Annotated in this window: 14 protein-coding genes; 11 read left to right on the forward strand and 3 right to left on the reverse strand. The window is 46.9% G+C overall.

Features of this window, described 5'->3' with window-relative positions; all coding sequences use genetic code 11:
- Positions 1-115: 115 nt before the first annotated feature.
- The 3 genes from RBI_RS14395 to RBI_RS00855 are packed head-to-tail and all read right to left on the reverse strand — an operon-like array spanning position 116 to position 2504.
- Positions 116-262, reverse strand: a complete 147-nt coding sequence (locus RBI_RS14395; protein WP_158455027.1) for a FeoB-associated Cys-rich membrane protein — start codon at positions 260-262, stop codon at positions 116-118.
- Positions 259-2265 (reverse strand): ferrous iron transport protein B, encoded by a 2007-nt coding sequence (gene feoB / locus RBI_RS00850; protein WP_038670337.1) that lies wholly within the window; start codon positions 2263-2265, stop codon positions 259-261. The genes RBI_RS14395 and feoB overlap by 4 nt, the downstream gene beginning before the upstream one ends.
- Complete coding sequence (locus RBI_RS00855) at positions 2262-2504, reverse strand: FeoA family protein (protein WP_022287113.1); 243 nt, start codon at positions 2502-2504, stop codon at positions 2262-2264. The genes feoB and RBI_RS00855 overlap by 4 nt, the downstream gene beginning before the upstream one ends.
- A 226-nt stretch (positions 2505-2730) precedes the next feature.
- On the opposite strand from RBI_RS00855, the gene RBI_RS00860 reads away from it, so the two are divergent.
- From RBI_RS00860 to hypF, 11 genes are all read left to right on the forward strand, one after another.
- Positions 2731-2976: a TM1266 family iron-only hydrogenase system putative regulator gene (locus RBI_RS00860; RefSeq protein WP_022287112.1), complete on the forward strand. Its 246-nt coding sequence runs from the start codon at positions 2731-2733 to the stop codon at positions 2974-2976.
- A gap of 235 nt (positions 2977-3211) precedes the next feature.
- Entirely contained in the window at positions 3212-4435 is a 1224-nt protein-coding gene (hydF, locus tag RBI_RS00865) for a [FeFe] hydrogenase H-cluster maturation GTPase HydF (RefSeq protein ID WP_038670340.1), read from the forward strand.
- On the forward strand, positions 4413-5453 hold the full coding sequence (hydE, locus tag RBI_RS00870) for a [FeFe] hydrogenase H-cluster radical SAM maturase HydE (protein WP_038670341.1): 1041 nt from the start codon (positions 4413-4415) through the stop codon (positions 5451-5453). Before hydF ends, hydE begins: the two co-directional genes overlap by 23 nt.
- A complete protein-coding gene (locus tag RBI_RS00875; RefSeq protein ID WP_038670343.1) occupies positions 5453-6217 on the forward strand; it encodes a nitrogenase iron protein NifH in 765 nt (254 codons plus the stop codon). The genes hydE and RBI_RS00875 overlap by 1 nt, the downstream gene beginning before the upstream one ends.
- Positions 6214-7506, forward strand: coding sequence for a nitrogenase component 1 (locus RBI_RS00880; RefSeq protein WP_038670345.1), 1293 nt, complete (start codon positions 6214-6216; stop codon positions 7504-7506). The genes RBI_RS00875 and RBI_RS00880 overlap by 4 nt, the downstream gene beginning before the upstream one ends.
- Positions 7503-8621 (forward strand): nitrogenase component 1, encoded by a 1119-nt coding sequence (locus RBI_RS00885; protein ID WP_038670347.1) that lies wholly within the window; start codon positions 7503-7505, stop codon positions 8619-8621. The genes RBI_RS00880 and RBI_RS00885 overlap by 4 nt, the downstream gene beginning before the upstream one ends.
- Before the next feature lie 33 nt (positions 8622-8654).
- The gene (locus RBI_RS00890) at positions 8655-9416 is read left to right on the forward strand and encodes an AAA family ATPase (protein WP_038670349.1); all 762 of its coding nucleotides are present in this window, start codon (positions 8655-8657) and stop codon (positions 9414-9416) included.
- A complete protein-coding gene (locus RBI_RS00895; RefSeq protein ID WP_038670351.1) occupies positions 9409-10710 on the forward strand; it encodes a nitrogenase component 1 in 1302 nt (433 codons plus the stop codon). Before RBI_RS00890 ends, RBI_RS00895 begins: the two co-directional genes overlap by 8 nt.
- A complete protein-coding gene (locus tag RBI_RS00900) occupies positions 10707-11774 on the forward strand; it encodes a nitrogenase component 1 (protein ID WP_038670354.1) in 1068 nt (355 codons plus the stop codon). Before RBI_RS00895 ends, RBI_RS00900 begins: the two co-directional genes overlap by 4 nt.
- Positions 11771-12172 (forward strand): hypothetical protein, encoded by a 402-nt coding sequence (locus RBI_RS00905; RefSeq protein ID WP_022287103.1) that lies wholly within the window; start codon positions 11771-11773, stop codon positions 12170-12172. Before RBI_RS00900 ends, RBI_RS00905 begins: the two co-directional genes overlap by 4 nt.
- Complete coding sequence (gene hypF / locus RBI_RS00910; RefSeq protein ID WP_038670356.1) at positions 12172-14451, forward strand: carbamoyltransferase HypF; 2280 nt, start codon at positions 12172-12174, stop codon at positions 14449-14451. The genes RBI_RS00905 and hypF overlap by 1 nt, the downstream gene beginning before the upstream one ends.
- Positions 14452-14673 lie beyond the last annotated feature (222 nt).

Raw genomic sequence — 14673 nt, forward strand, 5'->3', positions numbered from 1 at the left:
TCAGGTGCATTAACGAAAAAAGCCAGATGTATTGTAAATTTTTGATTTTCTTAGTGTTGCTTATATATTAATAAAATGGCGGAGAACGCATTTTATTTGCAGTTCTCCGCTACTTTTATGCCTTATTTTTTTCGCATCTGCTGTGACAGTGTGAGCAACAGCCACAGCATTTACCTTTTTTCTTTTGCTTTGATATACTTATTGCCGCCGCCACTGCCCATAAAAGCAGAAGTATCACCACTATCCAGTCGGCTGTATTCATAATAACGCTCCTATCTGATATACCGCACAGCCGCAAAGCCATGCCACCATGCACTGCATTATCACAACGCCTACTGTCTGTATCCTTGAATCAAGCTCTCTCTTTATGGTCGCCACAGCCGCAACACATGGGGTGTAAAGCAGGGTGAATACGAGAAAGCTCAGTGCGGAAAGGGTGGAGAATGATCCCGAAAGAGCAGTGCCAAGATTTGCAGTGCTGGTGTTCATCAGTACCGCCATTGTGCTTACTACCGCCTCTTTTGCAGTGAAGCCCGAAATAAGCGAGGTAGTCACTCTCCAATCTGCAAAGCCCAAAGGCTTGAATATTGGCGATATAGCCTGACCGATAAGAGCGAGCAGGCTGTCGGAGGAGTCTTTTACAACGTTGAGCTTTGCATCAAAGGTTTCAAGAAACCATATTATGATAGTCGCAAAGAATATAACTGTGAAAGCTCTTTGTATAAAGTCCTTTGCCTTGTCCCAAAGAAGAAGTCCTACGCTTTTTGCCGAAGGAAGACGATAGTTTGGAAGCTCCATTACAAACGGCACAGGCTTGCCACGGAAAGCTGTATTTTTCAGTATCAGTGCAATTATTATCCCAAGCACTATGCCCGTTATGTATAAGCCTATCATCACAAGCGCCTGATATTTCTTGAAAAATGCTGCACAGAAAACTGCGTAAATAGGTATCTTTGCCGAACAGCTCATGTAAGGGGTAAGAAGTATGGTCATTTTTCTGTCACGGTCTGATACAAGCGTTCTCGTCGCCATTATGGCAGGCACTGAACAGCCGAAGCCTATGAGCATAGGCACAAAGCTTCGTCCCGAAAGACCGATCTTTCTAAGAAGCTTGTCCATTACGAATGCCACTCGTGCCATGTAGCCCGTGTCCTCCAGTATGGAAAGGAAAAAGAACAGCGTCACTATTATAGGCAGAAAGCTTAGAACGCTTCCAACGCCTGCAAAAACTCCGTCTATTATAAGGCTGTGTACAACAGGGTTTATGCCGTAGGCTGTAAGCCCTTTGTCTGCTAGGTCGGTGAGCTTGTCGATACCAAGGGAAAGCCAGTCGGAAAGCGTCGAGCCGATAACATTGAATGTGAGGAAAAATACAAGAAACATTATCCCGAAAAATACAGGCAGTGCAGTGTATTTTCCCGTTAAAATGCGGTCTATTTTTACGCTCCGCTTGTGTTCTCGGCTCTCGTGGCATTTCACAACGCTTATGGCAACGACTTTCTCGATAAAGTCGTATCGCATATCTGCAAGCGCCGCATTTCTGTCAAGCTTTGATTCGTCCTCCATTTCCACTATGCAGTGTTCGAGAAGCTCCAGCTCGTTTTGATTAAGCTCAAGCTGATCCTCGATATTCTTATCACCCTCAATAAGCTTTGAAGCACAAAATCTCGGCGGTATGCCTGCACGGTTTGCGTGATCCATGATAAGATGCACAACTGCGTGTATACATCTGTGCACAGCGGAATCGTCTGAGCAAAAGTCTGTGACAACAGGCTTTGTCTTGTTTCGGGCAGTTTCTACAGCCTTGTCGATAAGGTCTGAGATACCCTCGCCCTTTGCCGCACTTACCGGTATAACAGGTATGCCAAGTGCGTCGCTCATCATTTTTACGTCTATCGTTCCACCGTTGGCTCTTACCTCGTCCATCATGTTTAAGGCAAGCACCATTGGCACACGCAGTTCAAGAAGCTGTAAAGTGAGATACAGATTTCGCTCTATATTGGTGGCGTCAACAATGTTTATAATGCCGTCAGGCTTTTCATTTATTATGTAGTCACGGGTGACGATCTCTTCCTGCGTGTAAGGACGCAGTGAGTATATTCCCGGCAGATCCACCACAGTGCAGTTTTTCTGCCCCTTTATGTCACCGACCTTCTGCTCGACTGTTACACCGGGAAAGTTTCCAACGTGCTGATTGGACCCTGTAAGGGCGTTAAAAAGCGTGGTCTTTCCGCAGTTCTGATTTCCTGCAAGGGCAAATCTCATATATGGTCATTCTCCTCTGTTTTTTCTATCTCTATGTTTTTTGCGTCCTCTATCCTGAGCGTCAGCTCATAGCCTCTCAGTACTATATCAAGAGGGTCGCCCATTGGCGCACGCTTTAGCATTTTCACCTTTGTTTTGGGTATAAGTCCCATGTCGAGAAAACGCAGCCTAAGCGCACCCTCGCCGCCTACCGCTTTTATCACGGCAGACTCACCCGTTTTAAGCTTATCAAGAGTCATTGTCTTTTCCTCCATAGCTATATTTTATTCTTATGTTTTATCTAAAAGAACTCCACAAAATAAGTTTACCATGGCTAACTCTACTTGTCAATAGTATATGTCGTATATTTTAGTCAAATGTTATCTAAAAATTTTATTCAAATAGATAACTTCCAATTGACAACGCCAACAAATCGTGCTATCATAAAGTAAGATAAAGTACACTTTTACATTACGGGGGTGTTTTATGGATACCCGTGTGGCAATACTTGCAATAATCGCACACGATAACGGCTCTGCGCAGGAGATAAACGCAATTCTTCATGAGCATGCCGAGTATATAATAGGACGAATGGGTCTGCCATACCGAGAACGTGGCATGAACATAATAAGTGTGGCAGTTGACGCTCCGCAGGACGTTATAAATTCTCTTGCAGGCAAGATAGGCAGGCTTGAGGGAGTGACCGCCAAGACCCTTTATTCGCCACAGTAAAAATCTAATAAATATTTGTGACCCTGACGCCGAAAACGAGTTTTCTCCTTTAAGGCGAAAGAATACACATCAAGCAGAAAAAGTAAAAAGCAGATAGAAAGCCCTATCTCTACTCATGTAGGGGCGAACAGCGTTCGCCCGTGGATTAGGTTTTTTATGAGCAAGCATAGCCTTTTTTGTTATCAAAGCTGTATCCTCAGGGGTATGGCTTATTTTTTTGAGAGGAGCTTTTGCAATGGGACTTAATGACGCACCAAGCGGAGAACGTATACATATAGGTTTTTTCGGCAGACGAAACGCAGGAAAATCAAGCGTTGTGAATGCAGTAACAAATCAGGATCTTGCAGTGGTATCCGATACGAAAGGCACTACCACCGACCCTGTTACAAAGGCAATGGAGCTTTTGCCCCTTGGCCCTGTTGTGATAATAGATACCCCTGGCTTTGACGACGAGGGCGAGCTTGGAGAGCTTCGTGTGAAGAAAACTAAGCAGATACTAAACAGAACAGATTGCGCCGTTCTTGTTACCGATTGCATCTTGCCCCTTGGCGACTGCGAAAAACAGCTTATCTCAATATTCAAAGAGAAAAACATACCCTTTATTATAGCCAAAAACAAAGCCGACCTGCTCACTGATATCCCAAAAGAGGAGGGCGCAGTGTACGTCAGCGCAAAAGAGAAAACAGGCATAGAGGAGCTTAAAAACGCCGTTGCAAAGCTTACTGAAACAGACACCATGACAATGAAGCTTGTGGGCGACCTTATAAAGCCTGACGATATGGTGGTGCTTGTCACCCCTATCGATAGCGCTGCACCAAAGGGCAGGCTTATCCTGCCACAACAGCAGGCGATAAGAGATGTTCTTGAAGCAAACGCCTGTGCAGTGGTGGTAAGAGAAACTGAGCTTTCAGGAGTGCTTGGCAGGATAGAGAAGCCTGCACTTGTTATAACGGATAGTCAGGCTTTCGCAAGAGTTTCAAAGGATACTCCCGAGGATATCCCTCTCACCTCGTTTTCTATCCTTATGGCTAGATATAAGGGCTTTCTTGACGCCGCAGTAAAGGGCGTGAAAGCTATCGACGATCTTAAAGACGGTGACAAGGTGCTTATTTCAGAGGGCTGTACACATCACAGACAGTGCGGTGATATAGGCTCTGTGAAGCTTCCAAACTGGCTGAAAGAATACACAGGCAAGGAACTTGATATAACATTGTCCTCAGGTCACGGCTTCCCAGAGGAGCTTTCAGACTTTGCGCTTTGTATACATTGTGGCGGCTGTATGTTAGGCTCAAAAGAGCTTACCTACAGAATGAAATGTGCTTGTGACGCAGACGTGCCGTTCACAAATTACGGCATTGCAATTGCCTATATGAAGGGTATTCTCAAACGGAGCATAGAAGTGTTTCCGCATCTTGTAAAGGAGCTTGAAGATCACAATGGCGGTCAGAGAACTTATTGATAAACTAAACTGCGAGAAAAAGCTTTCCCATGAAGAGTGGGTGAAGCTTATAAAAGAATATGACGAGAGCGACAGAGCCTATGCCGCAGAGCTTGCAAGGTGCATTTCGCAGGAAATATTCGGCAGGGATATCTACATAAGGGGCATAGTGGAGTTTTCAAACATCTGCAAAAACGATTGCCTTTACTGCGGAATAAGGCGCTCAAACGGCAACGTGAGCAGATACAGGCTCACCGCCGAGGAGATCTTGCAGTGCTGTGACGAGGGCTACGGCTATGGCTTCCGTACCTTTGTGCTTCAAAGCGGTGAGGACGCTTTCTATGACAGAGAAATGCTCTGTGGTATCGTCAGCGAGATAAAAAAACGTCACCCTGATTGTGCAGTAACATTATCCCTAGGCGAGAAAAGCCGTGAGGACTATGAGGCATTTTTTAAGGCAGGTGCAGACCGGTATCTGCTCAGGCACGAAACTGCCGACGAGGAGCATTACAAAAAGCTACACCCAGCCGAAATGTCTTGGAAAAACCGAATGGAGTGTCTTTCAGATCTTAAAGAGATAGGCTATCAGACAGGCTGTGGAATGATGATAGGCTCACCTTATCAGACGGTGGAGTGCCTTGCTGAGGATATGGAGTTTATGTGCGGTTTCAAGCCCGAAATGATAGGCATTGGACCTTTTCTCCCACATAAGGACACGCCTTTCAGAAGCTGTCCACAAGGCTCATATGAGCTTACTCTCTTTCTGCTGAGCATTTGCAGGATAATGCTCCCCGACGTTCTTTTGCCTGCCACCACAGCCCTTGGCACTATTGATCCCAAAGGGAGAGAACAAGGGGTGCTGTCAGGTGCGAACGTTATAATGCCGAATCTGTCCCCTGTGGCAGTGAGAAAAAAATATATGCTCTATGACAACAAGATATGCACAGGTGACGAGTCAGCACAGTGCAGGGCTTGCCTTGAAAGACGAATGGAGTCCATAGGCTATAAAATAAAGATATCAAGAGGAGATCACAGATAATGATAAAGCTTGCTTTTTACGGAAAAGGCGGAATAGGAAAGTCAACGGCGGCATCAAACGTCAGTGCTGCACTTGCACAAAAAGGGCTGAAGGTCATGCAGATAGGCTGTGACCCAAAGGCTGACTCCACCATATTTCTCCATGGGGGAGAGAGGATACCCACCGTTCTTGACCTTGTGCGAAAAGGCGAAAGCTTTGACCTTGAAGATATGGTAAGGGTAGGCTATAACGGTGTTGTGTGCGTTGAAGCAGGCGGTCCGGTGCCGGGGCTTGGCTGTGCAGGCAGAGGTATAATCGCCGCTTTGGAGGAGCTTGAAAAAAAGGGCGCATATGAAAAATATCAGCCTGACGTTGTTATCTATGACGTTCTCGGAGATGTGGTGTGCGGAGGCTTTTCAATGCCAATGCGAAAGGGCTATGCCGATAAGGTGTTTATCATCACATCAGGCGAGAGTATGTCTGTATATGCCGCCGCAAACATCGCAATGGCGGTGGAAAATTTCAAAAGCCGTGGATATGCTTCACTTGGCGGTTTTATCCTTAATAAACGCAACGTAAAAAACGAGGAGGAAAAAGCGGCAGAGCTTGCGGCTGATTTTCACAGCTCTGTGATAGCCGAGATAGATAGAAGTGAACTTGTGAGCGAAGCGGAGGATATACGCAAAACTGTCATGGAAGCTTTTCCTGACAGCACTGCGGCAGAGCAGTATAGAGCATTGGCGGATAAGATAGCCGAGCTTTGCGGTATGGGAGAAGAAAAATGATAAAAGAGAGCGGCATAAATATAACGAAGGCGGCTTTTCCTGCGCCTTTTGAAAGCGGTCTTGAATATAATCCCCCCACAAGGGGAGTGTGGAATATCGTCCATACCGGTATGCTTATCCCTGAGTCAAGGCAGATATTTGTCTGCGCACAGGGCTGTCTAAGGGGCGTTATCCTCACGGCGGCAGAAATGAACGCCATGGACAGAATGTCATGGGTGACTGTTTCTGAGCAGGATCTGTATGACGGCACAATGGAGCAGGACGTTATAGACGGAGTGAGGGATATAATAAACAGGCTTGAGGAAAAGCCAAAATGCGTTTTGATTTTTCTAAGCTGTGTTCACCTTTTTGCAGGCTGTGACTTCAAAATGATAATAGACGAGCTTTCGGCATTGTTTCCGCAGGTGCATTTTATAGATTGCTACATGACGCCAACCATGAGAAAATCTATCTCTCCTGACAGCCTTATGAGAAAACAGCTTTACGAGCCACTTGAAAAGTGCGAAAAGAAGCCTAAAACGGCGGCTATAATAGGCTGTGACAGAGCCACGGACGAAGCCTCCGAGCTTGTAAAAATAATAAATTCAGCAGGCTTTGAGCTTCTTGACATAACAAAGTGCAAGACCTATGAGGAGTATCTCTCCATGGCGGAAAGCTCTTTGAATATCACCTATATTCCCACGGCAAAGCCGTCAGGAGAGGAACTTGAAAAGCGACTTGGCACAAAGCATTTGTATCTGCCCTTGTGCTATGGCTATGATGAGATAGAGGGAAATTACAGCAGGCTTTGCACCCAGCTTGGTGTGAAAACGCCTGACTTTTCTGCTGACAGAGAAGCCGCCGACAAGGCTCTTGCAAATGCCCTTGAGATAGTGGAGAATATGCCTATAGCCGTGGATTATACTGCTCTGCCAAGACCCCTTGACTTTTGCAGACTTCTTGCAGAGAAAGGCTTCAATGTGAAGCGTTGCTATGCCGACAGCTTTTCAGAGGAGGAAAGGGCAGATTTTGAGTGGCTGAAAGCCCATTGCCATGACCTTGAAATTCTCCCTACTGTGAATGTGAAAATGGAGTTTTCACAGTGCGAAGAAAAATATCTTGCCATAGGTCAGAAAGCGGCGTTTTTCTGCCAGACTGATAACTTCGTTGATATTGTCGCAGGGGGCGGTGGATACGGCTTCGAGGGCATAAAAAGGCTTGCAGAGCTTATGGCTGAGGGAGCAGTAAACAAAAAGGACAGACGTAAGGTGATACAACACAAGGGCTGGGGGTGTGAAAGCTGTCTATGAATGCAAAAGTGATATCCATATATGCGGCGGATACTTCGGGAGTATGCTCGGCACTTTATGAGCTTGGTGGAATGACCGTCGTCCATGACGCTTCGGGCTGTAACTCCACCTACGCCACCCATGACGAGCCACGCTGGTATGACCGCAAAAGCATGATATATATTTCTGCACTAACAGAAGCGGACGCCGTTATGGGCAATGACAGCAAGTTCATTCGTGATGTGGCAAAAGCGGCAGGTGAGCTTTCACCCAAATTCATAGCCATTTGCGGTTCGCCAATGCCTGCAATGACAGGCTTTGACTACAGTGCGGCCGCCGAGGAGATAGAGCGTGAAACGGGTCTGACCACATTTTTCGTTGATACCAACGGCACTCATTCCTATCTTCAAGGAGCAGAGGGAGCTTTCCTTAATATTGCAAAGCTTTTCTGCCGTGAGGGAAAAGAAAAGCAGGCAAATTCAGTGAATATTATTGGTGCAACGCCCCTTGACTTTTCGGTGAATACAAGCGTAAGCTCCATAAAAAAGTGGCTTTTGGATAACGGCTTTTCAGTGCAAAGCTGTTTTGCTATGGACAGCAGTCTTGATGAGATCTCTACCGCACCACAGGCGGCTGTAAGCCTTGTTATATCATCAGACGGGATAGCTGTGGCAAAGTATCTTTTTGATACCTATGGAGTGCCATATGTAGTGGGCGTGCCTGTGGGGAAAAGCTTTTCCAAAAAGCTTTCCGCTGACCTGAAAAGAGCAGTGTCAGAGGGCGTTTGTATAAATTCCTGCGGTGAAAAAGCTGTAGAGAATGCTCATATGATAGTTGCGGGGGAAAGCGTTTTTGCTTCTTCCCTAGGGGCTGAACTTGGCGCAAAAACTGTGGCGACAGTTGGCATAAGAAACAGCGAGGTGCTGTCAGGGACGGACATTTTCTGCGAGGAAGAAGCAGAGCTTGAAAAGCTTTTTTCACAGCATAAGACCGTCATAGCAGACCCGCTTTTCAGACCTATATGCAAAGTGGCAAGCTTTGTTTCACTGCCACACGTTGCTTTTTCGGGAAGATGTTTTCTTAAAGATATTCCCGATCTGATAGATAAAGATGTAAGCAAAAAACTTAACCTATAAAAAGGAGGAACGTGCTTTCGCACGGATACTTTTATGATAAAAATAGCCGTTTACGGAAAGGGCGGAATAGGAAAATCCACAGTTACGGGAAACCTTGCCGCCGCATTTGCAAGTCTTGGAAAAAGAGTTATACAAATTGGCTGTGACCCAAAGGCTGACTCCACCATAAATCTTCTTGGTGGCGAGCCTGTTATGCCTGTGATGAATTATCTCAGAGAGCATGACGATGAGCCTGAGAGCATAGAGGAGATATCAAAAGAGGGCTATGGCGGAGTGCTTTGTATAGAAACAGGCGGTCCTACCCCCGGACTTGGCTGTGCAGGCAGAGGTATAATCACCACCTTCAGCCTGCTTGAAGACTTGAAGCTTTTTGAAAAATATAAGCCTGACGTTGTGCTTTATGACGTTCTCGGAGACGTTGTGTGCGGAGGTTTCGCCGCACCTATCAGAGAGGGCTACGCTTCAAAGGTGCTTATCGTCACCTCAGGCGAGAAAATGGCATTGTATGCCGCAAATAATATAAACAGTGCGGTGAAAAACTTTGCCGACAGAAGCTATGCAAAAGTTCGTGGTATCGTCATGAACAGGCGAAACGTTGAGGACGAGGAAGAAAAGGTCAGAGCCTTTGCAGAAAGTGCAGGGCTTGATATCGTTGCGGATATACCAAGAAGCGACGATATCATCAGATGTGAGGATAAGGGCATGACCGTCATAGAGGGCGAGCCTGACTGTCAGGCGGCAAAATGCTTTTTGAAGCTTGCCCAGACCCTTATGCAGGAGGACAACGATGACTAAAGCGTTTTACATAACGGCGGCGGAGCTTGCCCAAAAGGGAAAAGATAATATCCCTGACGAGCTTCTTTCGGCAAAGCACCTTATCTACAGCTCCCCTGCAACATTGGCGTTCAATTCACCGGGAGCGCAGGGCTTTGGTGTAAAAAGAGCAGGACTTGCAGTGCCAAATTCGGTTATGCTTCTTGTGGCTCCTGCCTGCTGTGGGCGAAACACCACTATGCTCAGTGCGGAAAGCGGCTACGGCGACAGATTTTTCTACCTGCTTCTTGACGATACCGATATCGTCACAGGCAGGCACCTTACAAAGATACCGAAAGCCGTGGAGGAGGTATGTCAAAGCCTTGATTACACTCCCTCGGCGGTGATGATATGTATAACCTGCGTTGACGCTCTCCTCGGCACTGATATGGACAGAGTGTGCAGAAAATCCAGCGACCGAGCAGGCGTGCCTGTTGTGCCATGCTATATGTATGCCCTCACAAGGGAAAAGCGTCTGCCCCCTATGGCTTCAGTGCGAAAATCGGTGTATTCCCTTTTGAAACCTCGCAAGAGAAAGTCTGACGAGGTGAATATCCTCGGTTATTTCTCACCCTTGCAGGAAGATTGCGAGCTTTACAGCCTGCTGAAAAGTGCAGGCGTAAAGACCATAAGAGAGCTTTCAAGGTGTGATACCTTCGAGGAATATGAAAAAATGTCGCAGGCAAATTTTTCTCTTGTACTCAATGCGGAAGCAAGATATGCCGCCCAGCAAATGGAGCAGGAGCTTAACATACCTTTTATAGAGCTTGCGAGAGTTTTTCAGGCTGATAAGATATCTACGCAGTATCGTCTGCTGGGTCAGGCGATAGGAACGGAGCTTTGCGATAAAGAGTATTATGAGCAGACAATGGCTCTTATAGATGATTTCAGAGAAAAGCATAAAGGGCTGTGCTTTGCAGTGGGCGAGTTTTCCAACTGCGACCCTATAGAAATGGCATTGGCTCTTATAAGATACGGCTTCAAGGTGGCGGAGATATTCGGCACTGTGGGGGAGCGAAATTTCGGCTTTGTGAAAAAGATAGCACAGCTTTCCCCTGAAACAAAAATATATTCAAACCTCTCGCCAACAATGCTCTTTTATGAGCCTGACGAGAGGGTGAACGTTTATATCGGCAAGGATTGTGCCTATTATCACCCTGACATAGCAGGAGCAGACTTCAATGACGAGATCCAGCCTTTTGGCTATGCAGGTGTAAAAAAGCTGTTTTGCGACCTTGAAAAGGCGCTTGATTGGAAAGGAGCGGAGGATAAATGAAAAATCTTTTGAAGCTTTTGTCACCCTTTGCCCCTGACCAATCAGGTGCATCGGCAGTGCTTTACGAGCTTGGAGGACTAATGGTAATATGCGACGCAGGCGGCTGTGCAGGCAACGTCTGTGGCTTTGACGAGCCAAGGTGGTTTACCAAAAAGAGCGCAGTTTTCAGCGCGGGGCTTCGTGATATGGACGCAATTTTAGGACGTGACGACAGGCTTATCGAAAAGCTCTCCAAAGCCTGTGAGCAGATATCACCTGCTTTCACCGCCATAATAGGCACACCTGTGCCTGCTGTCATCGCAACAGATATGAGAGCGTTGAAACGAATGACAGAGAAGAAAACAGGACTTCCTTGCATAACAGCCGAGTGTACAGGCACGAACTATTACGACAGCGGCTCAGAGCCGGTGTGGATAGAGCTTTTCAAGACCTTTGCCACTGAGAGCAAGCCTGTTCAGAAAGGCAGGCTTGGCATTATAGGTGCAACACCTTTGGAGCTTAGTATCATAAGCCCCGAGAGGATAGTGGCGGAATATAAGGCAAAGGGTTGGGAGAATGTTATATGCTACGGCATGGGAAGCACCCTTGATGATGTGAAAAATGCGGCTGCGGCAGAGATGAACATAGTCTGTTCAGCGTCGGCAATAAAGGCGGCGGAGTATCTCAAAGAAAAGTTCGGCACGCCTTATGAGATAGAATATCCACGAAGCTGTCTGCCTGAGGAGATAGTGCAAAAAGCTGATAAATTTACGGATAAAAACGTCCTTGTGATACATAACCAAACAGCGGCTGACACTGTGAGAAAGCTTATCACAGAAAAAAGCGGCAAGTGTCATTGCACATCGGCAACGTTTTTTATGCAGAAAAAGGGGCTTTCACAGCAGAGTGATTTTTTCCTTGCAGACGAAAGCGACCTTTGCGACAATGTTGGTGATAACTATGACGTTGTTATCGCAGACAAGACCCTCAGACGTGTTATGAAAAATTTCAGCGGCGAGTTTATAGACTTTCCGCATTTCGGACTTTCAGGCAGACTTTTGCAGGGAGAGAGTGAAAAGATATGACAGAAGAAATTATAGAGCGTCTTGAAGAATATCTCGGCTCAGAGGAGTTTGAATATGAAGCCGAAAACTGCATGGAGGAGCTTGACGAAAGTGGCGAGGGCATAAACGCAGTTTTGCCTTTGCTTAGGTTTCTCGAAAGACACCCCATGGCTGATATAAGCATGACAAGTGCCGTGGTGAGATATATGGAGCAGTTTTACGGCAGAGGTTATGAGAACATTCTCATGGACTCCGTTCGTCGCAGACCTACTGTGCATACTGTGAGAATGTTAGGCAGGCTCAGAAATGCCGCCATAGATGAGGGTCAGGACGGTGAGGAGTTTGAGGACGTGCTTATAGACGTTCTCAGCAGTGAAGCAGAGGACGAGATAAAGGATACCGTCAGGGAGCTTATCTGATGAAAACTGAGATGATTCGTGTTTATGGTATCGTTCAGGGCGTGGGCTTCCGACCTTTTGTCAGCCGTGAAGCGTCAGACCTTGGACTTTGCGGCACTGTGGCAAACAAAGGCTCTTATGTTGAGATACACGCACAGGGCAGTGAAAAGGCTGTGGACGAGCTGAAAAAAGCCCTTGAAAGCCGTCCCCCTGAGCGTTCGGTGATAATGGAGATAATTTCCGCCCATTTGGACGAGCCACCATTTGACAGCTTTGAGATAATCGACAGCGAAAAAGAAAAAGGTGATATTTTCGTATCCCCTGACATCGCTGTGTGCGAAAAATGCAAGGGAGAGCTTTTTGATAAAACGAACAGAAGATATCTCCACCCTTTTATAAACTGCACCCAGTGCGGCCCAAGGCTCACTATTATGGACTCTATGCCCTATGACAGAGTTCGCACCACAATGGCTGACTTTCCAATGTGCAAAGACTGCGAGGAGGAGTACACCGACCCTGCCACAAGGCGTTATGACGCCCAGCCTGTGTGCTGTAACAAATGCGGTCCGGAGGTCTATATCATAGGCAGTGAAAAGAAAGGCGCTGAGGCTATCACCGCCACAAGAGAAGCCGTCATGGCAGGGAAGATAATCGCTGTCAAAGGCATAGGCGGTTTTCACCTTTGCTGTGACGCAAAAAACGAGAGCGCAGTAAAAAGGCTCAGAGAGCTTAAAAACCGCCCTGCAAAGCCACTTGCCGTTATGCTGAAGGATATTTCTGCCGCAAGGCGTGAGTGCGATTTTGGCGAAGTGCAGGAAAAGCTTCTCACAGGCTGGCAAAAGCCTATCGTGCTTCTTGATAAAAAAACTAGTGGAAGCCTTTGCGAAAGCGTTGCACCCGATAATCCTACAGTGGGAGTAATGCTTCCCTATGCCCCTTTGCACCTGCTTCTTTTTGATTACGATGACGGTGTGGAAATGACCGACAGCCTTGTTATGACCAGCGGAAACGTCCGTGGCGCACCTATTTGTCGAAGCGACGAGGACGCACTCAGCGAGATTTCAGGCTTCTGCGACCTGATATTATCCCACAACAGACGTATCTTGATACGCTCAGACGATACTGTCATGGACACATTTGAGGGCAAGCCTTACATAATAAGGCGTTCAAGAGGATATGCACCATTGCCTGTTATGACATCATGCAGTGATAAAGGTCAGACCCTTGCCATAGGCGGTGAACTTAAAAATACGTTCTGTATCAGAAAGGGAAGCCTTTATTATCTCTCTTCCTATGTGGGGGATATGGCTGATATCCGCACTGTAAAGGCGCTTGAGGAGTCAGTAAAGCGTATGTGCGAACTTCTGGAAGCAACACCGCAAAACGTAGTCTGCGATATGCACCCTAAATACAATACAGTTGCATTTGCCGAGGGGCTTGACCTGCCTCTGAAAAAAGTCCAGCACCACTATGCTCATATCCTATCCTGCATGGCAGAAAACGACTATAGTGAAAAGGTCATAGGCGTATCATATGACGGCACAGGCTTTGGCACAGACGGCACCATATGGGGAGGAGAGCTACTTCTCTGCGACCGCACAGGCTTTGAGCGTATGGGAAGCATAAAGCCCTTCATGCAGGTGGGTGGCGATCTTTCCTCTAAAGAGGGCTGGCGTATCGCCGCAATGATTGCAGGCTCAGCCTATGGGGAAAGGGGCGGAGAGATCTGTGAAAAGCTTGGTATTTGTACAGCGAAAGAGTACAAGCTTCTGTCCATAATGGCAGAGAAAAAAGTAAACGCAGTAAGCTCCACAAGCGCAGGACGGCTTTTTGACGCCGCTTCTGCAGTGCTTGGCATAAGGCGTTCTTCTACCTTTGAGGGTGAAGCTTCCATGGCGTTGCAGTTTGCGGCAGAAAAATTCAGCCGTGAGCCGTTCGGTATTTACGAGCCTATGGAAAAGCTCACTGCCGAAAAAGAGGGCAGGATAATGCTCTGCACTCAGGCTCTTATCAAGCGTCTTTGCCAGGGTATGCAAAATGGTGAGGATAAAAACCGCCTTGCCTATGAGTTTCACTCACTTCTTGCGGATATGACGGTGCAGGCGTGCAGGACCATAAGCAAGAGAACAGGCGTAAAGGTCTGTGCCCTGAGCGGGGGAGTTTTTCAGAACAAGCTTCTGCTTAAAATGGTGAAGTGCCGCCTTGAAAAAATGGGGCTTAGAGTACTTATCCACAGCCTTGTGCCTGCCAATGACGGTGGTATAGCTTTGGGACAAGCGTTTTATCTGAATGAGGAATGAGGAGTGAGGAATTAAGGTATCGCCTGCGGCGATGATTTTCTTATTCTGTAGGGGCGACCTTTGGTCACCTGAGGCTGTTTAAAAATACCAAAATAACAGGCGAACGCTATTCGCCCCTACATATAAACAGCGTATTTACGCCAATTGTAGGGGACGGCGCCCTCGACGTCCCGCTTTTGTCGAACTTTTTCAATAAGCTGGGGCGACCTTTGGTCGCCTGTG

Source organism: Ruminococcus bicirculans (ex Wegman et al. 2014) (assembly GCF_000723465.1).
GTDB classification, from domain to species: domain Bacteria; phylum Bacillota; class Clostridia; order Oscillospirales; family Ruminococcaceae; genus Hominimerdicola; species Hominimerdicola aceti.